We start from the raw sequence: 23,056 nt of genomic DNA on the forward strand, positions 1-23,056 counted from the left end.
CAGAAGACGAAACTTCTGCCAAAAGGATGCACATCAACACCGGCCGTCGCTCGCCCGCGTGTCGCGGGGCACGAAATCCTGCACATGCCCTTCGGCATCGAGCACCACCTGGCAAGCGGCCACCATCCGGGCACGCAGCCGCTGCCGGGCACGCTGCACGCGCGACTTGGCCGCTGGCAACGACAGGCCCAGGCGCTCGGCCAACTCGCGCTGGCTGATGCCCTGCAGGTCACACAGCTCGATGGCTTGGCGGTCCTGCGGATCGAGCTCGGCCAGCACACGCGGCAGACAGGTCTGCGCCAACAGATCGACGGGATCCACCGCGGCGTCGGGCTCAGGCACAGCGTCTATATCGACAGGCAGCGGCTCGTGCGTACGCAAGGTGCGCAAGCGGTCGGTCAACGTATTGCGCGCAACTTCATAAAACCAGGCACGGGGTTGCGCGATCCGCTCGAAGCCGTCGGCATGTCGCCATGCCTTGAGGAACACTTCCTGCAACAAATCGTCCACCTCGGACGCCAGCGGCCAGCGCGCCGCTAGCCAGCGGCGCAACTCGCCCTCATGACGCGCCCACGCGGCGAGCAGGGTAGGCATGGTGCCCGCGCCTTCAGGGGGCCAGGCGTTCCAGCCCGCCCAGGTAGGGGCGCAACGCCTCGGGCACGGTGATGGAGCCGTCGGCGTTTTGATAATTCTCCAGCACCGCCACCAGCGCCCGACCCACCGCGAGCCCAGAGCCGTTGAGCGTGTGCACCAACTCGGTCTTGCCCTGCGCGTTGCGAAAGCGCGCCTGCAGCCGCCGGGCCTGAAACGCTTCACAGTTGCTCACCGAGCTGATTTCGCGGTACGTACCCTGCGCCGGCAGCCATACCTCCAGGTCATGCGTGCGCGCGGCGCCAAACCCCATGTCGCCCGTGCACAGCAGCACCACGCGGTAGGGCAGCCCCAGCCGTTGTAGGATGGCTTCGGCATGCGCCGTCATCGCCTCCAGCGCGGCGTGGCTGTGCTGCGGGTGCACGATCTGCACCATCTCCACCTTGTCGAACTGGTGCTGCCGGATCAGCCCGCGCGTGTCGCGCCCGGCCGCCCCCGCCTCGGAGCGGAAGCACGGCGTGTGCGCCGTCAGCTTGATGGGCAGGTCATCCTCGGCCAGGATGGTGTCGCGCACGAAGTTGGTCAACGTCACCTCGCTGGTGGGGATCAGGTACATCGCCCCGTCGTCTGCCCCTTCCGCGCCGCCCTTCTTCGCGGCAAACAGGTCGGCCTCGAACTTGGGCAGCTGGCCCGTGCCGCGCAGCGTCTCGGCGTTGACGATGTAGGGCGTGTAGCACTCGGTGTAGCCGTGCTCGGTGGTTTGCACGTCCAGCATGAACTGCGCCAGCGCCCGATGCAGCCGGGCGATGGGGCCACGCAGCACCGCAAAGCGCGCACCGCTGAGTTTGACCGCCGTCTCGAAATCCAGCCCCAGCGGCTCCCCCAGCGCCACGTGGTCACGCGGCTCAAACGGCAGTGGCGCCGGATCGCCCCCCAGCCCGCCCGTCGGGCTCCAGCGGCGCAGCTCCACGTTGCCGCTTTCGTCAGGGCCCACGGGCACCTCGGGCTGCGGCAGGTTCGGCACCGCCAGCAGCAGCGCTTGCAGCTCGGCCTGAATCTGCTCCAGCCGCGCGGCCGATGCTTCCAGCTCGCCCTTGATGGCGCTCACCTCGGCCATCGCGGCCTCGGCCTCGGCGTGCTGGCCGCGGCCCTTGAGCTGGCCGATCTGTTTGGACAGACTGTTGCGGCGCGCCTGCAGCTCCTCGGTACGCACTTGCAGCGCTTTGCGCTCGTGCTCTAGTGCGGTGAAGGCGGCGACGTCCAGGTAGGGTTGCGGGGATTTGCGGGTTTCGAGCCGCGCGACGACGGCGTCGAGGTCGCGGCGCAGGGTGGCGATATCGAGCATGGTGGCGCAATTGTAGGCGGGGCGTTGCGCTAACATGTCCACGACCCATGCACCGACATAGGGAGAACACATGCCCCGCACCGCCAAGGCGCCTGCCGGTCAAGGCGCCCAGCTCGGCTTCGAAGCCGAACTCTTCAAGGCCGCCGACAAGCTGCGCGGCAACATGGAGCCCAGCGACTACAAGCACGTCGTGCTGGGCCTGATCTTCCTGAAGTACATCTCCGACGCCTTCGAGGCCAGGCACCAGGCCCTTCTGGCCGAAGACCCGCAGGCAGCCGAAGACCGCGACGAGTACCTGGCCGACAACGTCTTCTGGGTGCCGAAAGAGGCGCGCTGGTCGCACCTGCGGGCCAATGCCAAGCGGCCGGAGATCGGCCTCCTGATCGACGAGGCCATGCGCGCCATCGAGAAGGAGAACGAATCGCTCAAAGGCGTGCTGCCCAAGGACTACGCCCGCCCGGCGCTCAACAAGGTGATGCTGGGCGAACTGATCGACCTGTTCTCCCGCATCGGCCTGGGCGATGAGGCCCACCGCGCCAAGGACGTGCTGGGCCGGGTGTACGAATACTTCCTGGGCCAGTTCGCCGGCGCCGAAGGCAAGCGGGGCGGCGAGTTCTACACCCCGCGCTCGGTGGTTCGCGTGCTGGTGGAGATGCTCGAACCGTTCCGGGGCCGCGTCTATGACCCCTGCTGCGGCTCGGGCGGCATGTTCGTGCAGAGCGAAAAGTTCGTGCAAGAGCACGGCGGCCGCATCGGCGATATTGCCATCTACGGGCAGGAGAGCAACTACACCACCTGGCGGCTGTGCAAGATGAACCTCGCGGTGCGCAGCATCGATGCCGACATCCGCTGGAACAACGAAGGTAGCTTTCACAAGGACGAACTGCCCGACCTGCGCGCCGACTTCATCCTGGCCAACCCGCCGTTCAACATCTCCGACTGGGGTGGCGAGCGGCTGCGCGAGGACAAACGCTGGGTCTTTGGCGTGCCGCCCGTGGGCAATGCCAACTACGCATGGCTGCAGCACATTTGGTGGCACTTGGCGCCCAACGGCACGGCGGGCGTGGTGCTGGCCAACGGCTCGATGAGCTCCAACCAGTCCGGCGAGGGCGACATCCGCAAGGCGATGGTCGAGGCGGACGCGGTGGACTGCATGGTCGCGCTGCCGGGGCAGCTCTTTTATTCCACGCAGATTCCCGCCTGCCTGTGGTTTTTGGCCCGCAACAAAAACCCTGGCAAAGGCTGGCGCGACCGGCGCGGGCAGGTGCTGTTCATCGACGCCCGCAAGCTGGGCGTGCTGGTGGACCGCACCCGGCGCGAACTCACCGATGACGAGATCAAACGCATCGCCGACACCTACCACGCCTGGCGCGGCGAACCCGGCGCGGGCGAGTACGCCGACGTGCCGGGCTTCTGCAAATCCGCCACGCTGGAGGACATCCGCAAACACGGCCATGTGCTCACGCCCGGCCGCTACGTCGGCGCCGCTGCCCAGGCAGACGACGGCGAGCCTTTCGCCGAAAAGATGGCGCGGCTGGTGGCACAGCTTCGCGAGCAGCAGACCGAGGGCGCGAAGCTCGATGCGGCGATCGCCGCCAACCTGCGGGAGTTGGGCTTTTGAACGCTGCGTTGACTATGGCTTCTGCTTGCGCCTGTATTCAACTCAGCGTTGATCATGCGCGGTCCGTTCAGAAAGATGCGCCGACGAGCGCCAACCAGATCGTGGCGCCGCTTACGGGTATCGGCTTATTCCGCGAGATCACCGGCTACGCCCGCAACCGGCGCTTTGGCTTCGAGCCCTACTTGCGGCTGTTCGAGGAGATGGGGGAGGGGGCGGTATGAGCGAGACGGGGGGCGCAATGCTCTGGGAACGACAGGCTGATGCGGCGAAGCTCGCTGCTGCGATGGCGGCCGACCTGAAGGAGTTGGGGTATGGCGGTTGAGGAATTGGTTGGGCCCGCTCCGAAGGGCTGGAAATACAAGACGCTCGGAGAGGCCTGCAAGGATGGCGGTGGAGATATCCAAACCGGTCCGTTTGGTAGCCAACTACATGCTTCGGACTATGTGCCCGTTGGCGTCCCATCCATCATGCCCCAGAACATTGGCGACAACCGAATCATCGAGGATGGGATCGCGCGGATTACTCCAGAGGATGCTCGGCGCTTGAGCCGTTATCTCGTCCGCAGGGGCGACATCGTCTACAGCCGCCGGGGGAATGTCGAGCGGCGCGCGCTGGTGGGGCATCACGAGGACGGGTGGCTGTGTGGAACTGGCTGCATTCGAGTTCGCCTTGGCGAAAACGGGGCCGATCCACGGTATGCGTCGTACTACCTTGGTCATCCAGTTGTTCGCGAGTGGATCGTCCGGCATGCGCATGGCGCGACCATGCCAAACCTAAACACGTCGATTTTGGCGGCATGCCCATTCTTGGAGCCGCCGCTGGCCGAACAGCGAGCCATCGCCCACATCCTCGGCACGCTGGACGACAAGATCGAACTCAACCGCAAGCAGAACGAGACGCTGGAGGCGATGGCGCGGGCGCTGTTCAAGGCGTGGTTCGTGGACTTCGAGCCGGTGCGCGCCAAGATGGAGGGGCGCTGGCGGCGCGGCGAGAACCTCCCCGGCCTGCCCGCGCACCTCTACGACCTCTTCCCCGACCGGCTCGTCGAATCGGAGTTGGGGGAAATTCCAGAGGGATGGGAGCTGGCGACGCTAGGTGATGTTGCGGAAAATCACCGTCGAGGTGTTCAACCGGAACAAATAGCGCCGGGCACGCCCTACATTGCTCTTGAACACATGCCCAGGCGGTGCATTGCCCTTTCGGAGTGGGGGACGGCCGACGAACTTGAGAGCAACAAATTCCGGTTCAAGAAGGGGGACATTCTGTTCGGGAAGCTCCGGCCTTACTTCCACAAGGTCGGAGTGGCACCAATCGATGGGGTCTGCTCCACCGACATCGTCGTAGCGGCGCCACGGTCCAGAGAGTGGTTTGGGTTTGCTCTCGGCCATGTTTCAAGCGTCGAGTTCGTGGAGTACACAAATGCTGGCTCGACGGGCACGAAGATGCCGCGGACAAGCTGGGCGGATATGGCGCGCTACGAAGTTGTGTTGCCGCCAGGTCCCGTAGCGACTGCGTTCACGGACCTGGTTCAGCCATTGGTCGAACGGATTGTTACCGGCATCCATGAATCCCGCACCCTCGCCGCCCTACGCGACGCCCTATTGCCCAAGCTGATCTCTGGTGAGATTAGGGTTGAGGATGCCGAGACCTTCCTGAAAGAAAGGGGCTTGAACGGATGAGCAGTCTGACGGATATCGAAAAGCGCTACCTCGAAAAAATTCTCGACATGCAGGGTGGGTGGGTACTCGACTACACTGACGCGACGTTCGCTGAATTTTTCAAGCGCCACAAGATCGATATCCACAGCCAGAGATACCAGACGTACGGAACATCGAAGGCCAAGAAGATGCGGGCCTTCTGGGATCAGGAACCCGATGCCGTGGTCGCGCCCGTGTTATCGGAAATGCTCGCCTCCTACACGGCGTACTGTGAACTCAATGGCAGAACGCCCGATCACGCCGTTTTGGAGAAATGCCAAGCGATCGTAGCCCGGCTGTACGGAGGTACAGCGACTACTGCGGCAGCCGAAACGGTCGATAGCTTCTTGAACCGGGAATTCATCATCCCCAATCTGCACAAGCTCCCCGTGGAAGCGCAGGTAGCGGACGTCATCGAAGCCAGGCTTGAAGAGGTGCGAAAGGCACTGGCCGCAGGCGCTCCCCTCGCGGTGATATTTCTGTGCGGAAGCGTTCTTGAAGGCGTGCTACTTGGTGCCGCCCAACAGCACCCGGAAAAATTCAATCGTTGTCCGAGTAGTCCGAAGACCCCAGAAGGCAAGGTCAAGCCCTTTCATGAATGGAGTCTTGCGCAACTCATTGATGTGGCTCATGACGTCGGCCTGCTCAAGCTGGACGTAAAGAAGTTCAGCCACGGGCTGCGGGACTTCCGGAATTTCATTCACCCCTATGAGCAGATGGCGTCGCGGTTTACGCCCGATCAGCACACAGCCAAGGTTTGCTTCCAGGTGCTGAAGGCAGCCTTGGCGAGTTTGGCGGGGGAACGGTGATATGTCTTCGGGTCGCGACTCGGATTGGTTCCCTGGCATCCGCGTGGCCTGTGCCCATTGGCGCGATGCGCCGATGCTGCACCAGACCTTCGAGGCGATGGAGCGCAATCTGGAGCCGAGCAAAGATGCGTGCGTCGACTGCGCCAAAGCTGTGGTCGAGGTGGTGTGTCGCGTGGTGGTGGAAAGTTTCCACACCCAGTAAGCCCTGCTCAAGCCCACGCAAGAGACGCAAGAGATGGAACGCTTTCTCGCGTGTTGTCACTCCTGCGTTCAGGAGAATTAAGACCAATGCGGAGACAATCGCTACCCTCGCCCAACTGCGCGACACCCTGCTGCCCAAGCTCATCTCCGGCGAATTGCGGGTGAAAGATGCCGAAGCCTTCCTGAAGGAGCGCGGATTGTGAAAGCCGATAACCAGGTGGTGATTTACGAAGGCGGCGAGGCGCGCGTCGAGGTGCGTGTCGAGCGCGAAAGCGTTTGGTTGAGCCTTCAGCAACTGGCGGAGCTGTTCGGGCGCGACAAGTCGGTTATCTCGCGGCACCTGAAGGCGATCTTTGCCAGTGGCGAGCTGGAGCGTGCGGCAACCGTTGCAAAAAATGCAACAGTTCAACGGGAGGGCGAACGCGAGGTGGTGCGGGAGATCGAGTACTACAACCTCGACGCCATCATCTCGGTCGGCTACCGGGTGAACTCCACGCGCGCCACGCGCTTCCGCCAGTGGGCCACGCGCGTGTTGCGCGAGCACCTCACCCGCGGGTTTTCGCTCGACCGCGCGCGCTTCGAGCGCAACGCCGCCGAGCTGGAGGCCGCGTTGCAACTGGTGAAAAAGGCCGCCGCCGGCGAGGCCCTCACCGCCGATCAGGGGCGCGGGCTGGTGGACGTGATCGCCCGCTACACGCAGACCTTTCTGTGGCTGCAGCGCTATGACGAAGGGCTGCTGGCCGAACCCCAGGGCAGCCCCGGCGGCGTGTTGCCCACGCTGGACGAAGCCCGCGCCGCGATTGCGCGGCTCAAGGCCGACCTGATGGCACGCGGCGAGGCCTCCGACCTGTTCGGGCGCGAGCGGGGCGATGCCTTCGCGGCGATTCTGGGCAACCTGGAGCAGACGGTGTTTGGCGAGCCGGCCTACCCCACGGTGGAGACCAAGGCGGCGCATCTGCTGTATTTCGTGATCAAGAACCACCCGTTTTCCGACGGCAACAAGCGCACTGGGGCGTTTTTGTTCGTCGATTTTCTGGCCCGCAACGGGCGGCTGATCCGCGCGGGCGAGCCGGTGATCAACGACGTGGGTCTGGCCGCGCTCGCGCTGCTGGTGGCCGAATCGGATGCCAAGAACAAGGACGTGATGATCCGCCTGATCGAAAACATGCTGGCGTTGCCGGTCACGCTAGGAGAACCGTAATGGCGTTTCTGTCGGAAGCCGCCCTCGAATCCGCGCTGATGGAGCAGCTGCACGCGCTGGGGTACGCCGTCGAGCGCGAGGAGGACATCGGCCCCGATGGACGCCGGCCGGAGCGGGAGAGTCACGATGAGGTCGTGCTCCGGAAGCGATTCGAGGACGCTGTCGCGCGGCTCAACCCCGACCTGCCACTGGCGGCGCGGCAGGAGGCGATCCGCAAGGTGACGCAGTCGGAACGGCCCTCGCTGCTCGAAGAAAACCGCCGCCTGCACAGACTGATGACGGAAGGCGTGGACGTCGAATACGACGCGGACGACGGCACGCTGACGGCGGGCAAGGTCGCGCTCATTGACTTCGAGCGCCCAGAGCGCAACGACTGGCTGGCGGTGCGCCAGTTCGTGGTGATCCACGGCCAGCACAAGCGGCGACCCGACGTGGTGGTGTTCGTCAACGGCCTGCCGCTGGCGGTGATCGAGCTCAAAGCGCCGGGCAGCGAAAACGCAACGCTCCTGGGCGCGTTCCACCAGTTGCAGACCTACAAGCAGCAGATTCCGCCGCTGTTTCACACCAACGCGCTGCTGGTGGCGTCCGATGGCATCGCCGCCCGGGTCGGGTCACTCTCGGCCGATTTCGAGCGCTTCATGCCGTGGCGCACCACCGACGGCACGGACGTTGCCCCGAAAGGGGCGCCGGAACTTTCGACATTGATTGAAGGCGTGTTCGAGCATCGCCGCCTGCTCGATCTGCTGCGCGATTTCACGGTATTTGCCAAGACCGGCGCGGGGCTGGTGAAGATCATCGCCGGCTACCACCAGTTCCATGCGGTCAAGAAGGCGGTGGAGCAAACCATCCGCGCGATGCCGCCCGCGAACCTTGTGCGGGAAGACCCGGCCCGCTATGGCCTGCCTTCGGTCAAGGATCAACGCCCGGGCGACCGCCGCGTCGGTGTCATCTGGCACACCCAAGGCTCCGGCAAAAGCCTGTTGATGGCGTTCTATGCGGGGCAGTTGGTCAAACACCCGGCACTGGAAAACCCCACGCTGGTGGTGCTGACCGACCGCAACGATCTGGACGACCAACTCTTTTCGACCTTCTCGATGTGCCGCGATTTGATCCGGCAGACGCCGGTGCAGGCCGAGGGGCGCGAACACCTGAAGGAACTGCTGAATCGCGCCTCGGGCGGGGTGATTTTCACGACGCTACAGAAGTTCGGCGAGATCAACGGGCCGCTCACCACGCGCCGCAATGTGGTCGTGATCGCGGATGAAGCGCATCGCAGCCAATACGGCTTCAAAGCCAAGGTGGACGCCAAGACGGGCGAAGTCTCCTACGGCTTTGCCAAATACCTGCGCGATGCGCTGCCGAACGCATCCTTCATCGGCTTTACCGGCACGCCGATCGAGGCGGCGGACGTCAACACCCCGGCGGTGTTCGGCCACTACATCGACATCTACGACATCAGCCGCGCGGTCGAGGACGGCGCGACGGTGCCGATCTACTACGAGTCGCGGCTGGCACGCATCGAACTCGCCGAGGACGAAAAGCCGAAGATCGATGCGGAAATCGAGGACCTGCTCGAAGACGAGGAAGAGCCGACCCGCGAGCGCGTCAAGCAAAAATGGGCCACGGTGGAAGCGCTGGTGGGGGCCGACAAGCGCCTGCGGCTGGTGGCCGAGGACATCGTGCGCCACTTCGAAGACCGCGTCGCCGCGCTCGATGGCAAGGCGATGATCGTCTGCATGAGCCGGCGCATCTGCGTCAAGCTCTACGACGCGATCATCAGGCTGCGCCCGGACTGGCACAGCGACGATGACAACGCCGGCGTGGTGAAGATCGTGATGACGGGCGCAGCCAGCGACCCGCCCGAGTGGCAGCGGCACATCGGCAACAAGGCGCGGCGGGATTTGCTGGCCAAGCGTGCGCGCGATCCGAACGACCCCTTGAAGCTCGTGATCGTGCGCGATATGTGGCTGACCGGCTTCGATGCGCCGTGCATGCACACGATGTACGTGGACAAGCCCATGCGTGGCCACGGGCTGATGCAGGCCATCGCGCGGGTAAACCGCGTCTTTCGCGACAAGCCCGCCGGCTTGATCGTCGATTACATCGGCATTGCGCAGAACCTGAAAAACGCGCTGGCGCAGTATTCGCCGCGCGACCGCGAACAAACCGGCATCGACGAGGCCGAAGCGGTCGCGGTACTGCTGGAGAAGGTGGAGATTGTGCGCGCCATGTTCCACGGGTTCGACTACCACCCAGCACTCACCGGCACGCCGCAGGCGCGGCTGGCGGTGCTGGCGGGGGCCATCGAGTGGATTCTGGATCAGCAGCATCGATGGGTCGCACAAGAGCACACGCCCGAGGGCAAGAAAGCGGCGCTGCGGCGCTTCCCCGACGCGGTGCTGGCCTTGTCCAAGGCGTTTGCCCTGGCCGCGGCCTCGGATGAGGCCCGCGCCATCCGCGAGGAAGTCGGCTTCTTCCAGGCCATCCGTGCCGCGCTGGTCAAGAGCGGCTCGGGCTCTGGCATCAGCCAACGGGAGCGCGAGTTGGCGATCCAGCAGATCGTCAGCCGGGCGGTGGTCTCGACCGAGATCGTCGATATCTTGAAGGCGGTGGGCATCAAGAACCCCGATATCTCCATCCTCTCGGATGAATTCCTCGCCGAAGTGCAGCAGATGGAGAAAAAGAACCTGGCGCTGGAGGCGCTGCGCAAACTGCTGGCCGACACGATCCGCGCCCGTGCCCGCACCCACGTGGTGCAGGCACGGGCGTTCTCGGAGCGGCTGGAGCAGGCGGTGGCGCGTTACCACAGCAACGCCATCACCACGGCCGAGGTGCTGCAGGAGCTCATCGCCATGGCCCGCGATCTGCGCGCTGCGCAGGCGCGCGGCGAGGAACAGGGACTCACCCCAGAGGAGCAGGCCTTTTACGAGGCCCTGGCAGAAAACCGCAGCGCCGTCGAGGTGATGGGCGATGCCAAGCTGCGCGTGATCGCCCACGAGCTGTTGATGAAGCTGCGCGACAACATCACCGTGGACTGGGCGCGTCGCGAATCCGCCCGCGCCCGCTTGCGGGTGCTGGTCAAGCGCATTCTGCGCAAATATGGCTACCCGCCCGATTTGCAGGATGCCGCCGTCCAGCAGGTGTTGGCGCAGGCCGAGGCAGTGTCGGCCGCGTGGTGCGCCTGACCCAAGCGGAACACCTCGCCGCGACCGGCGTGAGCCACCGCCCCCGCCTTACCCCGCCCGGGCGTCGTCGCCAATCTTGAGCCCCTTGGGCAGCGGAAAGCGCATCGTCTCCACCGGTCCGTCCATGCGCCGCACGGCAGTGGCACCCAGCGCCTTGAGGCGCTGCACGACGCCCTGCACCAGCGCTTCGGGTGCCGAGGCCCCGGCCGTGACACCCACGCGCGGGGCGTGCGCGAACCATGCGTCGCGCAGCTCGGAGGCATCGTCCACCATGTAGGTGGGCACGCCCAGGCGCTCGGCCAGCTCGCGCAGGCGGTTGGTGTTGGAGCTGCTCGGGCTGCCCACCACGATGACCACGTCCACCTGGCGTGCCAGCGCCTTGACGGCATCTTGCCGGTTCTGTGTCGCGTAGCAGATGTCTTGCTGCTTGGGCTCGCGCAGGTTCGGAAAGCGCGCACGCACCGCGGCCAGAATCTCGGCCGTGTCGTCCACACTGAGCGTGGTTTGCGTCACCACCGCCAGGCGCTCGGTCTGCGCGGGCTGCACGCGTGCGACGTCGGCCACCGACTCAACCAGGTGAACGCCGCCGTCGAGTTGGCCCATCGTGCCTTCGACCTCCGGGTGACCCGCGTGACCGATGAGGATGAACTCGTAGCCCTCGCGGCGCAGCTTGGCCACCTCCACGTGCACTTTGGTCACCAGCGGGCAGGTGGCGTCGAAGATGCGAAAGCCGCGCCGTTCGGCCTCGGCCTGCACGGCGCGGCTGACGCCGTGCGCGCTGAAGACGAGCACCGCACCGGCTGGCACATCGGCCAGGTCTTCGATGAAGACGGCGCCACGCTGGCGCAGGTCGTCGACCACATGGCGGTTGTGCACGATCTCGTGCCGCACGTAGATGGGCGCGCCAAACTTGGCCAGCGCGCGCTCGACGATCTCGATGGCGCGATCCACCCCGGCGCAAAACCCGCGCGGCTCGGCCAGCAGCACTTCCTGTACGACCGCCCCCATCACAACACCCCGATGATGTGGACCTCGAACCGCACCGGCTGGCCGGCGAGCGGGTGGTTGAAGTCGAACAGCACGGCGCCGTCGCCACGCACCTCGCGCACGACGCCGGCATACTGTCCCGCCCCATCTGGGGTGGGAAACTGCACCACGTCGCCAACGGCGTAGTGCTCGCTCGGGTCGCCCAGCTCGTCAAGCAGCTTGCGCGAGACCCACTGCAGCATCTCGGGTTGGCGCGGGCCGAACGCTTCGCCCGCGGGCAGCTCGAACGTGGCGTGCTCGCCTTCGGCCAATCCCAGCAGCCGCTGCTCCAGCGCCGGGGCCAGCTCCCCCGCACCCAGCGACAGGGTCGCGGGTTGGGCGGCAAACGTGTCGATAAATACCGCGCCGTCCGGGCCGGACAGGCGGTAGTGCAGCGTTAGAAAGGAACCGGGCTCGACGACGGGCATGATGGTGGGCCAAAATCGCCATTGTAGAAAACAGGGAGGAACCCCAGTGCGCGAATTGCCACCCGACGCTCGACCCCGAGAAAAATTGCTCAGCCGCGGCCCGCAGGCACTGGCCGATGCCGAACTGCTGGCGCTGCTGCTGCGCACCGGCGTCGCGGGCCAATCGGTGTTGCCGTTTGCCCAAAGCCTGCTGGAACGCTTTGGCGGTCTGGCCGCGCTGCTGCAGGCCACACCCGAGCAGCTCGCCGCCATCAAGGGACTGGGCCCGGCCAAACGGGCCGAGCTGCTGGCGGTGACCGAGATGGTGCGTCGCGCGCTGGCACAGCGCCTGCGCGAGCGGCCGGTGTTGGACTCCCCCGCCGCCGTGGCCGACGTGCTGCGGCTGCAACTGGCGCACCGCCCGCACGAGGTGTTTGCGGTGCTGTTTCTGGACACGCAGCACCGGCTGATCGCGCTGGAGGAGCTGTTTCGCGGCACCCTGGACCAGACCAGCGTCTATCCGCGCGAGGTGGCGCTGCGGGCACTGCACCATGGAGCGGCGGCCGTGGTACTGGCGCACAACCACCCCAGCGGGGCGGCCGAGCCCTCGCGCGCGGACGAAGCGCTCACACGCAACCTCAAGGCGGCGCTGGCGCTGTTGGACATCCGGGTGCTGGATCACTTCATCGTCACGCGCGCGGGCTGCACCTCGATGGCCGAGCGCGGCCTGGTCTGATTCGGCTGCCCCCGGCGCGGCCCGGTCGCTTGGCCCAAAATCGGCACCGCGATGAAAGTGCGAACACTGGCCGAACTGCGGCAAATCCATCAAGTGATGACGCAACGTGCGGCGCAAGCCGCGGCTGCGCGCGCCGCCGCCGAGGCCGCCCGCCGCGAGGCCGAGGAGCGCGCCCAGCGCGAGCGGCTGTTGTTCGAGCGTGCGGTCGGCCCTGTGCAGCGACTCGCGCCACATGGCCGCGTCGAGCTGCAACGCCCTCGGCCGCGCCCGGTGCCGCAGCAGCGCCAGGCCGACGAGCGTGCCGTGATGCACGAAGCACTCAGCGACGGCTTCGACGTCGAAACCCTGCTGCACACGGACGAACACTTGAGCTTTCGCCGCCCCGGCATCGGGCCAGACGTGGTCAGACGCCTGCGCCTGGGGCATTGGTCGATTCAGGCAGAAATCGATTTGCATGGCCTGCGCACCGACGAGGCGCGCACGCAACTGGCGACGTTCGTGCGCGAAGCCCAGCGGCGGGGACTGCGCTGCATACGCGTGGTGCACGGCAAGGGGTTGGGCTCGCCCGGCAAGACGCCCGTGCTCAAAGGACGGGTGCACAGCTGGCTCGTGCAAAAGAGTGAGGTGCTGGCCTTCGTGCAGGCGCGGCCGGCCGACGGTGGCGCGGGTGCCTTGATCGTCTTGCTGCGCGCCGGGGGACACCACCGGGCGTAACGGCGGGGGCCACGGCGCCGCAGCCCGCTTCACAGCGCCGCGCGGCGCAGGGTTTGCACCACCGGCGTGCGCAAGACGCCGCGCAGCGTCCACCACCCAGCCAGCAGCGCCAGGGCGGCACCAGCGCCGATGCCGGCCAACGGCACCCAGACGGAAACGCGCCACTCGAAGTCAAAGACGAACCGCGCCAGCGCCCAGCCGACGACGACCGCCACGCCCGACGCGAGCAGCCCAGCGAGTGCCCCCACACCCAACAGCTCGGCCCGCTGCACACGGCGCAACACGGCCGACTGCGCCCCCAGCGCACGCAAAATGGCGTAGTCGCGCTCGCGCTCGGCACGCGTGGCCCCCACCGTCGCCAGCAGCACCACCACGCCTGCCGCCAGGCTGAAAGCAAACAAAAACTCCACCGCGCGGATCACCTGCCCCAGCACGCGCTGCACCTGGGCCACGGCGGCGCTCGTGTCCACATTGGTCACGTTGGGAAAACGCCGCAACAGCTCGCGATCGAAGCCCGCCTGCTCGGGGGCGCGAAAGGCCGCGATGTACGTATAGGGGACGTCGCCCGGCATGGCTGCGACCGGAAAGAGCGCAAAGAAGTTGACGTGCATCGACGCCCAGTCCACCTTGCGCAGGCTCGTGATGCGCGCCTCGTGCGCCACGCCCGCAATGTCGAAGGTCAGGCGCTGGCCCAAGCGCAGCCCCAGTGTGTCGGCCAGCCCGGTTTCGATACTGATGGCACCGGCTTCGTCGGGCTGCCAGCGCCCAGCGGCCAGTGGGTTGTGCGTGGGCAAATCGCGGCTGTACGACAGGTTGAACTCGCGCTCGACCAGCCGCTGCGCGCGGTCGCCCTGGAATTGCTCTGGCCTTACTGGTTGGCCGTCGATGGCCACCAGCCGCCCCCGCACCATGGGGTACCAGTCGTAGCGTGCCACGCCGTGTTCGCGCAGATGAGCACGGAATGCCTCGGCTTGATCGGGCTGGATATTGATAACGAAGCGGTTGGGTGCGTCCGGGGGTGTGGCGCGCCGCCAGCTGTCGATGAGGTCGGTACGCAGCAGCACCAGCAGCAGCAGCGCCAGCAGCCCCACCGCCAGGCTGGCCACCTGCACCACTGCGTAGGCCGGCCGGGCCGTGATCTGGCGCGTCGCCAGCACCAGCCAACGCGGTGCGTGCGATTCGCGCACCAACACCCGCAGCAGCGACAGCGCCCCCCAGGCCACCCCGGCAAACACCGCGACGGCCACGGCAAAGCCCCCCACCGCGATGCCCCCTAGTGTGATGTCGCCGCTGGCAACGAGCAGCAACAGCGCAAACCCGAGCGCACCGCCCACGAGCACCGCGAGGGACGCGGCGCGCACCCCGCCGACGTCGCGCCGGATGACGCGCAGCGGCGGCACCCGCGCCAGTTGCAACACGGGCGGCAGCCCGAATGCCGCCATCAACGTCAACCCCACACCCAGCCCCAGCCCCACGGGGCGCCAGCCCGGCAGCGGCAGGTCGGCCTGCAGCAAGCCGGACAGCCACCACACGAACACGAAGTGCACCGCCCACCCGATGAGCGTGCCCAGGACGGCCGCCGCCAGACCGGCCAGGCCGAACGCCACGGTGTACGAGCGCGCCATCGTGCCTTGAGCCAACCCCAGCACGCGCAGCATGGCGCAATCGTCCAAGTGGCGCTGGGCATACTGGCGCGCTGTCACCGCTACCGCGACCGCCGCCAGCAGCGCCGTCAGCAGCGCCACCAAGCTCAAGAACTGCTCGGCCCGGCGCAGGGTTTGCTGCAACTCGGGGCGACCCGACTCCACGCTCTCGATCTGGGTGCCGCGCTCGCCCGTCGCGGCCACGCGGGCCTTGGCCCAGGCCTCGAAGCGGCGCACCGCCGCGTCGTCACCTGCCACGGCCAACCGGTATTGGATGCGGCTGGCCGGCTGAACCAGCCCCGTGGAGTCCAGGTCGGCCTCGGCGATCAACACCCGCGGCGCAAAGGTCAAAAAACCCGCGCCACGGTCGGGTTCGAACACGATGACGCGCGCGATGCGAAATACCCGCTCACCCAGCCACAAGGGCTGGCCCACGCGCAACCCTAGAATTTCGAGCAGCGCGGCATCGACCCACGCCTCCCCCTGGGCAGGCACGCCCGGGCCGGGTTGGCCCACGCGGTCGTCGGGGTCCAGCGCGGTGCGCAGCTCACCCCGCAACGGATACCCGGGCGCCACCGCCTTGAGCGAGACCAGCCGCGCCTCGCCGCCGTCGGCATCGTCGGCGCGCGCCATGGTTGGAAAGGTCGAGTGACGCGTCACCGACAGCCCGAGCGCTCGTGCCTGTTGCTCGTAATCGGTCGCCAAGGCATGGTCGCTGCGCAGCACCACGTCGCCCCCCAGCAACTGCCGCGCGTCGCGTTGCAGCCCCCCCTGCAGGCGGTCGGCAAAAAAGGCCACGGCCGTCAGCGCTGCCACCGCCAGCGCGATCGCCAGCACCAGCACCGTCAACTCCCCGGCCCGCCAGTCGCGCCACAGCGCGCGCCAGCCCAGCGCCCAGGCTGAGGGTGGGCGCAGCATGGACGGGTAAGCCGTGGATGGATTCACGCCGATACGACCGGCCCGGCGCTCACTTGGTTCCGAAGATACGGTCGCCCGCGTCACCGAGACCCGGGACGATGTAGCCGTGGTCGTTGAGCCCGCGATCCACCGCCGGCGTGTAGATGGGCACGTCGGGGTGATGGCCGTGGAAGTTGGCAATGCCTTCGGGGCACGCCACCAGACACACAAAGCGAATAGAGCGCGGCGTCAACCGTTTGAGCAAATCCACCGCCGCCACGGCCGAGTTGCCCGTCGCCAGCATCGGGTCGAGCACGATGACATCGCGCTCTTCCATGCCCGAGGGCATTTTGAAGTAGTACTCCACGGGCTTGAGGGTCTGCGGGTCACGGTACAGGCCAATGTGGCCCACGCGCGCGCTGGGCAACACCTCCAGCATCCCGTCCAGAAACCCGTTACCCGCGCGCAGGATGGACGCCAGCACGGTTTTCTTGCCATCGATGACGCGACCGGTGGTTTTTTCCAGCGGGGTCTCGATGTCGACCTCTTGCGTGGGCATGTCGCGCGTGACCTCGTAGGCCAGCAGGGCGCTCAATTCATGGATGAGCTGGCGAAAGGTCTTGGTGCTCGTGTCTTTGCGGCGCATCAGCGTCAGCTTGTGCTGCACCAGCGGGTGATCGATGATGTGTACTTGTCGCAGACTGGGTTCGCTCATGGCGGTGGAGTATCCCACACCAGCCGGTGCGCGTGGGTGTAGCACAAAAAGCGGGTGTGGGTGGCGCGGCCGATGGCGCATAGCCCCAGGCGCTCGGCCACCTCCAACCCCATCTGGGTGGTGCCGCTGCGCGACACGACGATTGGCACCCCCATCTGCGCAGATTTGATGATCATTTCGCTGGTCAGCCGCCCCGTGGTGTAGAACACCTTGTCATCACCGCGAGCCACGTCTTCCCCCTGCAACGCCATCCAACCCGCGATCGTGTCCACCGCGTTGTGTCGGCCGACGTCCTCGACGAACAGCAGCAGCTCGTCACCGCGAAACAGCGCGCAACCGTGCACCGAACCCGCCTGCTTATATACCGAATCTTGCTCGCGAATCACGCGCAGGATGCCGTACAACTCAGACTGGCGCAGCCGGGCGTCGGGGTTGAGACGGATGCGCTCGACCTCGTCCATCAGCCCCCCAAAGACACTACCCTGGCCGCAACCGGTGGTCACCACGCGCCGGGCGGTGCGATCCTCGATATCGGCCAGACCATGACGGGTGCGCACCGCCGCAGCCCCCACGTCCCAGTCCACCGTGATCGACTCGATTTCATGTACCGACTGGATCAGGCGCTGATTGCGCAAATACCCCAGCACCAGCCACTCGGGGTGGGCGCCCAACGTCATCAGCGTGATGAGCTCGCGCTTGTCCACGTACACCGTCAACGGCCGCTCGGCAGGGATGCGCAGGGTGCGCCGCTGGCCGTACTCGTCGACGATCTCGACGGCCCGGGTCATCGCAGCGCTGGCCGCACTGAGCCGAGGCAACGGAGGCGCCAACGATCGGGATGGCAGCCCGCCGAAAGCCAGTGGTTCATTGAGCCACATGGAAGACCATCCTTCGAGCGGGCACGTTCAGGATTTTTTCGCCGCGGGCGGCGTCGTTGCAGCCGGCGCCGGCATACCAGCGGCCGTCGGCGGCACGAATGGCCCAGGATCGACACAAGCGGGCGCGTTGGCCGGCTTGGCAGCCTGCGGGTGGTTCTTAAAATAGTGGGCCGCAGCCTTGTCGGCGGCCTTGCAGGTCAGATAGGCGTCGACCTTCGCCTGGTGCGCGGCCTTGGCCTTGGCAACCTCGGCCGCAGCTTTCTGCTCGTCGGTCAGGTTGGGCGCAGGCAATTTGGCATGGGCAATACCCGTACCGAGCGCCGCCAACAGCCCCAGCACCACCGACACACGCAAAGAAGTCTTCATATCTGCATCTCCTTCCTCAAGCGCGAACCTCTGCAGACGAGGCGGCCGAAGCGGTTGAACTGCGCTCGGCTGGAATCCGACCAGCGCGAATGTCTTCGTACCACAGCTCATGGTGTTCGCGCGCCCAGGTCTCATCCACGTAGCCGGTCTTCATCGCTTGATAGGCGCCCTCGGTGCCAAGCGTGCCCATATAGATGTGACCGATAAACAGCGCGATCATCAGAATGGCAGCGCTGGCGTGGATCATGTGCGCAATCTGCATATTGCCCCGAAGGTAGTCGAACCCGGGCACCAGCTTGTCGAGCACCAGGCCGGAGCCCACCACCACCAGCCCCAGCGCGAACACCCCCACCCAAAACACGATCTTCTCGCCCGCGTTGAATCGGTGGGAAGGAACTTCTTCGCCCCCGAACAGGCCGCCGAACCGCTTGATCCACGCCCAATCCTCCTTGCGCGGCAGGTTGTCTCGCACGAAAGTCGCGAACACGATCAGCAACGAGACCGCAAACAACGGCCCGACGAAGTTGTGCACGTTTTTCAGGGCATACGTCAACCAGCCAAAGAGCGTCTTGCCGATGATTGGCAACAGAAGGTACTGACCAAACGCCATCACCAAGCCCGACACGGCCAGCAAAACGAAGGCGCCGGCGTTGGTCCAGTGTGCCGCCCGCTCGAACGCCGTGAAGCGCTCGATCTTGCGTCCCGTCTCGGCCCCATGCAGCTTGAGAGGCCCATGGCTGAAATAGAAGATGGCCACTGCCAGCAGCGCGATGAAAACGAGCGCCCCCCCATACGGCAGGATCCAGCGGTTGCGCACTTGGCGCCATGCCTCACCCGCGTTGGTGGGCGCCACGCCAGGATACTGCACCGTGGGCTGGATCAGCACCCCGTACTCGCGGTACGGAAAGTTGACCGTGCCTTCGACACCCTGCCCGACTTGGCGCCACATAGGCGCGTTGTTGCCCGGCTGAACCTGGGCACGCTCCGCGTTGCTTTGTGCGGCATAGCCTGGCAGCGTGGAGGCGTCGGACACCGCACGCGCAGGGGCTTCCGGCAACGCTGCTGTCGGCGCTGACTGTGCCGACACGGTTGCCGCCGCGACCAAAGTCGCCACGAGCAACCCACTGCGCAACGCAGTGACGGCGCTGGAGAGAAACAGGGCGTTCATGGCCAAGCTCCCGGAATCATTGGGCCGCGCTTGCGGGGCGGCTGTACTCGTTTTGCCCGTACTGTGCCCGCGCGCGTAGGTGCTGCGCCCATGAGGTCTTGTCACCGGTTGTCCAGCCACGTTCGGCAAACGGGCTGCCGCCCGCGCCGGTGTAGGGCGGTTGATCCGACTTGATGCCGCTGGCGGTTTGGGGTTTTTCGCCACAACCTGCCAGGCTCAATGCGATGGCCACGGCCCCCATCATCCATGTCAAACGGCGTGCGCTCATGGTCATGCTCCTGCCTTGGACTGGGCGCCGTACGCGGTACCCCATCCCCACACCTCGGCACCTTTGCCGCGTTGCACGACGCGAGTGCGGAAAATATCGGCGATGACATCGCCGTCACCGGCCAGCAATGCCTTGGTCGAGCACATCTCGGCACACGCCGGCAACTTACCTTCGGCAAGGCGATTGCGGCCGTACTTTTCGAACTCGGCTTGACTGCCGTTGGGCTCGGGGCCGCCCGCACAGAACGTGCATTTGTCCATCTTGCCGCGCACACCAAAGGTGCCCTGCGCTGGGAATTGGGGGGCGCCAAACGGGCAGGCGTAACTGCAATAGCCACAACCGATGCACACGTCTTTGTCGTGCAGCACCACGCCCTCTTCGGTACGGTAGAAGCACTGCACAGGGCACACCGCCATGCACGGCGCGTCCGAGCAGTGCATGCACGCCACCGAGATCGATTTTTCACCGGGCACGCCGTCGTTGAGCGTGACCACGCGCCGGCGGTTGACGCCCCAAGGTACCTCGTGCTCGTTCTTGCACGCGGTCACGCAGCCGTTGCACTCGATGCAGCGCTCGGCATCACAAATAAACTTCATGCGGGCCATGGCGTGCTCCTCAGGCGCGTTCCACGTTGCAGATCGTGGTCTTGGTTTCTTGCATCATGGTCACGATGTCGTAACCGTACGTCGTGGCGGTGTTGACCGCCTCTCCGCGCACGATCGGGTAGGCCCCCTCGGGGTAATAGGGCAACATGTCCTTGCCCTGCCAGCGCCCCGAAAAATGGAACGGCAGAAAGACGTGATCCTGCGCGACCCGCTCGGTTACCAGCGCCTGCACGTTGATGCGCGCTCCGGTGGGGGTGGTCACCCACACGCGGTCGCCGTTGCGAATGCCTCGCTGCGCCGCCGCCGCGGGGTGGATTTCGACGAACATCTCCTGCTGCAACTCGGCCAGCCAGGGGTTGGAGCGTGTCTCCTCGCCGCCGCCTTCGTACTCCACGAGCCGCCCGGAGGTCATGACGAGCGGGAATTTCTCGTGCAGCCGCTCCTCGACGTTCTTTTGCTGCAGGGTTTTGTACAGGATGGGCAGGCGCCAGCGGTTCTTCTGATCGTCGTGCGTCGGGTACTTGGCGATCAAATCGGGACGAGTGCCGTAAATCGGCTCGCGGTGCTGCGGGATGGGGTCGGGGAAATTCCACACGACCGCGCGCGCCTTGGCGTTGCCGAAGGGATGACAGCCGTGGTTCTTCATGAAGACGCGAATCATGCCGCCCGACAGGTCCGTCTTCCAGTTTTTGCCCTCGGCCGCCTTTTTTTCTTCTTCGGTGAGTTCGTCCCACCAGCCCAGCTTCTTGAGCAGGATGTGGTCCAACTCCGGATAGCCCGTGGTGATGTCGGCCCCCTTGGAATGCGAGCCGTCTTCGGCCAGCAAGCTGACGCCGTCGCGCTCGACACCGAAGTTGGCGCGGAAGTTGCCGCCCCCCTCCATGACATGCTTGGACGTGTCGTACAAATTGGGCGAACCCGGATGTTTGAGCTCGGGCTTGCCGAAGCAGGGCCACGGCAGACCGAAATAGTCACCGGTCAAGTCGTATCCGGTTTCTTTGTCGACGACGGTACCCTTGCACTTGAGCGTCTTGACATCGAACGCGTGCATGTGGCGCATGTGTGCCTTGATGCGCTCCGGGCTCTGGCCCGTATAGCCGATCGTCCACACCCCGCGGTTGATTTCACGCAGAATGTCTTCGGGCACCGGCTCGTCCATGCCCTTGACTTTCTGGAACGTGTAGTTCTTGCACAGTTCCTTGTCGAAACCCAGCCGCTGGGCCAGCTGGTACATGATCATGTGGTCGGTGCGGCTCTCCCACAGCGGCTCGATGACTTTTTCGCGCCACTGGATGGAGCGGTTGGAGGCGGTGCACGAGCCGCTGGTCTCGAACTGCGTGGCCGCGGGCAGCAAGTACACCGCGCGGTTGGGGTTGAGATCGGCCGGATCCCCGGGCATGGCTGCCATCGCCGCCGTCGCCGAAGGATACGGGTCGATGACGACCAGCAAGTCGAGCTTGTCCAGGGCTTTTTTCATCTCCAGCCCGCGCGTTTGCGAGTTGGGCGCATGCCCCCAAAAAAACATGCCGCGGATGTTGGGCCCTTGGTCGATCAGCTCGTTTTTCTCCAGCACCCCGTCGATCCAGCGCGAGACGGTGATGCCGGGTTTGGTCATCATGCCCTCGGCGTAGCGGGACTTGATCCAATCAAAGTCCACGCCCCACACGGTCGCGTAATGCTTCCACGACCCCTCGGCCAGGCCATAATAGCCGGGCAGCGAGTCCGGATTGGGGCCGACGTCGGTGGCGCCTTGCACGTTGTCGTGCCCGCGGAAGATGTTGGCCCCACCACCGCTGACGCCGATATTGCCCAACGCCAGTTGCAAGATGCAGGAAGCGCGCACCATGGCATTGCCGATGGTATGCTGCGTCTGCCCCATGCACCAGACGATGGTGCCCGGCCGGTTCTCGTGCATCATCTTGGCCACTTTGAAGACCTGCTCCTCCTTGACGCCGCAGGCTTCTTCGACCTTGTCGGGAGTCCACTTGGCCAGCACCTCCTCGCGGACTTTATCCATGCCGTAGACGCGGTCGTGGATGTACTGCTTGTCTTCCCAGCCGTTTTTGAAGATGTGGTAGAGCACCCCAAACAGGAAGGGGATGTCGGTGCCTGAGCGGATGCGCACATATTCATCCGCCTTGGCGGCCGTGCGCGTGAAGCGCGGATCGACCACGATCATCTTGCAGCCCAGCTCCTTGGCGTGCAACATGTGCAGCATGGACACGGGGTGCGCCTCCGCCGCGTTGGAGCCGATGTACAACGCCACCTTGCTGTTTTGCATGTCGTTGTACGAATTGGTCATCGCCCCGTAACCCCAGGTGTTGGCCACGCCCGCCACCGTCGTCGAGTGGCAGATGCGCGCCTGGTGGTCGCAGTTGTTGGTGCCCCAAAAGCTGACGAACTTGCGCAACAAATAAGCTTGTTCGTTGCTGTGTTTGGACGAGCCGACGAAATACACCGAATCCGGCCCGCTTTCATCGCGTAGCGCTTTCATCCGGGCCACGATTTCGTCGTAGGCTTGATCCCACGTAATGCGCTGGTATTTGCCATTGACCAGCTTCATAGGATAGCGCAAGCGATATTCGCCATGCCCGTGCTCACGTATCGAGGCACCTTTCGCGCAATGAGCACCCAAATTGATGGGCGAATCGAAAACGGGCTCTTGCCGCACCCAGACACCGTTTTCGACAACGGCATCGATGGCGCAACCGACCGAACAATGCGTGCAGACGGTGCGCTTGACCTCGATCTTGCCGCCCACCTCGCCGGGTGCAGACTTTGCTGCGGCTTCGGCACGCCGAACCAACGACAACTGGGTGGCCGCCAAACCAACACCCAGCCCGAGCCCCGAGCGGCGCAGAAACGTTCGGCGATCGACCGTGGGAATGGCACGCGCCAGCCCCTGACGCAGACGATCGACCAGGGCCCCTTCGGCGCGCGACCCGTGGGTCCGTGCAGACGTTTTGGTCAGTAGCATGGCAGC

Annotated in this window: 21 protein-coding genes; 9 read left to right on the forward strand and 12 right to left on the reverse strand. The window is 65.5% G+C overall.

From position 1 onward, the window contains the following. Positions 1–33 precede the first annotated feature (33 nt). Together ACPP3B_RS02390 and serS are read right to left on the reverse strand one after the other, a co-directional pair. On the reverse strand, positions 34–594 hold the full coding sequence (locus ACPP3B_RS02390; RefSeq protein ID WP_299018316.1) for a sigma-70 family RNA polymerase sigma factor: 561 nt from the start codon (positions 592–594) through the stop codon (positions 34–36). 13 nt (positions 595–607) lie between these two features. Beyond that, positions 608–1,936: a serine--tRNA ligase gene (serS, locus tag ACPP3B_RS02395; RefSeq protein WP_424859609.1), complete on the reverse strand. Its 1,329-nt coding sequence runs from the start codon at positions 1,934–1,936 to the stop codon at positions 608–610. A gap of 70 nt (positions 1,937–2,006) precedes the next feature. On the opposite strand from serS, the gene ACPP3B_RS02400 reads away from it, so the two are divergent. The 7 genes from ACPP3B_RS02400 (at position 2,007) to ACPP3B_RS02430 (ending at position 10,650) form a co-directional block, all read left to right on the forward strand. Next, the gene (locus tag ACPP3B_RS02400) at positions 2,007–3,557 is read left to right on the forward strand and encodes a type I restriction-modification system subunit M (RefSeq protein WP_424859610.1); all 1,551 of its coding nucleotides are present in this window, start codon (positions 2,007–2,009) and stop codon (positions 3,555–3,557) included. After that, positions 3,554–3,778 carry a hypothetical protein gene (locus tag ACPP3B_RS02405; RefSeq protein ID WP_424859611.1) on the forward strand — a complete coding sequence of 75 codons (225 nt, stop codon included), beginning with the start codon at positions 3,554–3,556 and terminating at the stop codon, positions 3,776–3,778. The genes ACPP3B_RS02400 and ACPP3B_RS02405 overlap by 4 nt, the downstream gene beginning before the upstream one ends. A 90-nt stretch (positions 3,779–3,868) precedes the next feature. Continuing rightward, on the forward strand, positions 3,869–5,236 hold the full coding sequence (locus tag ACPP3B_RS02410; protein ID WP_424859612.1) for a restriction endonuclease subunit S: 1,368 nt from the start codon (positions 3,869–3,871) through the stop codon (positions 5,234–5,236). Beyond that, positions 5,233–6,063 (forward strand): hypothetical protein, encoded by an 831-nt coding sequence (locus ACPP3B_RS02415; RefSeq protein ID WP_424859613.1) that lies wholly within the window; start codon positions 5,233–5,235, stop codon positions 6,061–6,063. Before ACPP3B_RS02410 ends, ACPP3B_RS02415 begins: the two co-directional genes overlap by 4 nt. Before the next feature lies 1 nt (position 6,064). Continuing rightward, the gene (locus ACPP3B_RS02420; RefSeq protein WP_424859614.1) at positions 6,065–6,265 is read left to right on the forward strand and encodes a hypothetical protein; all 201 of its coding nucleotides are present in this window, start codon (positions 6,065–6,067) and stop codon (positions 6,263–6,265) included. Positions 6,266–6,463: 198 nt separating this feature from the next. Next, positions 6,464–7,465, forward strand: a complete 1,002-nt coding sequence (gene rhuM / locus ACPP3B_RS02425) for a RhuM family protein (protein ID WP_424859615.1) — start codon at positions 6,464–6,466, stop codon at positions 7,463–7,465. Further along, the gene (locus ACPP3B_RS02430; RefSeq protein WP_424859616.1) at positions 7,465–10,650 is read left to right on the forward strand and encodes a type I restriction endonuclease subunit R; all 3,186 of its coding nucleotides are present in this window, start codon (positions 7,465–7,467) and stop codon (positions 10,648–10,650) included. Before rhuM ends, ACPP3B_RS02430 begins: the two co-directional genes overlap by 1 nt. Before the next feature lie 48 nt (positions 10,651–10,698). On the opposite strand, the gene ispH is transcribed toward ACPP3B_RS02430, so the two are convergent. Both ispH and ACPP3B_RS02440 read right to left on the reverse strand, forming a co-directional pair. Beyond that, a complete protein-coding gene (gene ispH, locus ACPP3B_RS02435) occupies positions 10,699–11,658 on the reverse strand; it encodes a 4-hydroxy-3-methylbut-2-enyl diphosphate reductase (protein ID WP_424859617.1) in 960 nt (319 codons plus the stop codon). Then, positions 11,658–12,104, reverse strand: coding sequence for an FKBP-type peptidyl-prolyl cis-trans isomerase (locus ACPP3B_RS02440; protein ID WP_299020707.1), 447 nt, complete (start codon positions 12,102–12,104; stop codon positions 11,658–11,660). The genes ispH and ACPP3B_RS02440 overlap by 1 nt, the downstream gene beginning before the upstream one ends. A 1-nt stretch (position 12,105) precedes the next feature. Between ACPP3B_RS02440 and radC the strand changes: the two genes are divergently transcribed. Both radC and ACPP3B_RS02450 read left to right on the forward strand, forming a co-directional pair. Further along, the gene (gene radC / locus ACPP3B_RS02445; protein ID WP_299020712.1) at positions 12,106–12,819 is read left to right on the forward strand and encodes a RadC family protein; all 714 of its coding nucleotides are present in this window, start codon (positions 12,106–12,108) and stop codon (positions 12,817–12,819) included. A 51-nt stretch (positions 12,820–12,870) separates the two neighbouring features. Then, positions 12,871–13,533: a Smr/MutS family protein gene (locus tag ACPP3B_RS02450; RefSeq protein WP_424859618.1), complete on the forward strand. Its 663-nt coding sequence runs from the start codon at positions 12,871–12,873 to the stop codon at positions 13,531–13,533. Positions 13,534–13,562: 29 nt separating this feature from the next. On the opposite strand, the gene ACPP3B_RS02455 is transcribed toward ACPP3B_RS02450, so the two are convergent. Genes ACPP3B_RS02455 through ACPP3B_RS02490 form a run of 8 tightly spaced genes read right to left on the reverse strand, consistent with a single transcriptional unit; the run spans position 13,563 to position 23,050 of the window. Next, positions 13,563–16,094 carry an ABC transporter permease gene (locus ACPP3B_RS02455; RefSeq protein ID WP_424859619.1) on the reverse strand — a complete coding sequence of 844 codons (2,532 nt, stop codon included), beginning with the start codon at positions 16,092–16,094 and terminating at the stop codon, positions 13,563–13,565. Between the two features lie 49 nt (positions 16,095–16,143). Next, positions 16,144–16,788 carry a uracil phosphoribosyltransferase gene (gene upp, locus ACPP3B_RS02460; protein ID WP_424859620.1) on the reverse strand — a complete coding sequence of 215 codons (645 nt, stop codon included), beginning with the start codon at positions 16,786–16,788 and terminating at the stop codon, positions 16,144–16,146. After that, positions 16,785–17,666 carry a formate dehydrogenase accessory sulfurtransferase FdhD gene (gene fdhD / locus ACPP3B_RS02465; RefSeq protein WP_424859621.1) on the reverse strand — a complete coding sequence of 294 codons (882 nt, stop codon included), beginning with the start codon at positions 17,664–17,666 and terminating at the stop codon, positions 16,785–16,787. The genes upp and fdhD overlap by 4 nt, the downstream gene beginning before the upstream one ends. A 27-nt stretch (positions 17,667–17,693) precedes the next feature. Then, positions 17,694–18,032, reverse strand: coding sequence for a hypothetical protein (locus ACPP3B_RS02470; protein WP_424859622.1), 339 nt, complete (start codon positions 18,030–18,032; stop codon positions 17,694–17,696). A 16-nt stretch (positions 18,033–18,048) separates the two neighbouring features. Further along, on the reverse strand, positions 18,049–19,200 hold the full coding sequence (locus tag ACPP3B_RS02475) for a formate dehydrogenase subunit gamma (protein ID WP_424859623.1): 1,152 nt from the start codon (positions 19,198–19,200) through the stop codon (positions 18,049–18,051). A gap of 16 nt (positions 19,201–19,216) precedes the next feature. Continuing rightward, positions 19,217–19,468 carry a hypothetical protein gene (locus tag ACPP3B_RS02480; protein WP_424859624.1) on the reverse strand — a complete coding sequence of 84 codons (252 nt, stop codon included), beginning with the start codon at positions 19,466–19,468 and terminating at the stop codon, positions 19,217–19,219. A 2-nt stretch (positions 19,469–19,470) separates the two neighbouring features. Next, positions 19,471–20,073 (reverse strand): formate dehydrogenase FDH3 subunit beta, encoded by a 603-nt coding sequence (gene fdh3B, locus ACPP3B_RS02485; RefSeq protein ID WP_424859625.1) that lies wholly within the window; start codon positions 20,071–20,073, stop codon positions 19,471–19,473. 10 nt (positions 20,074–20,083) lie between these two features. Then, positions 20,084–23,050: a formate dehydrogenase subunit alpha gene (locus tag ACPP3B_RS02490; RefSeq protein ID WP_424859626.1), complete on the reverse strand. Its 2,967-nt coding sequence runs from the start codon at positions 23,048–23,050 to the stop codon at positions 20,084–20,086. Between the last annotated feature and the right edge of the window lie 6 nt (positions 23,051–23,056).

The organism is Tepidimonas sp. HKU77, from assembly GCF_049728535.1.
Taxonomy (GTDB): domain Bacteria; phylum Pseudomonadota; class Gammaproteobacteria; order Burkholderiales; family Burkholderiaceae_C; genus Tepidimonas.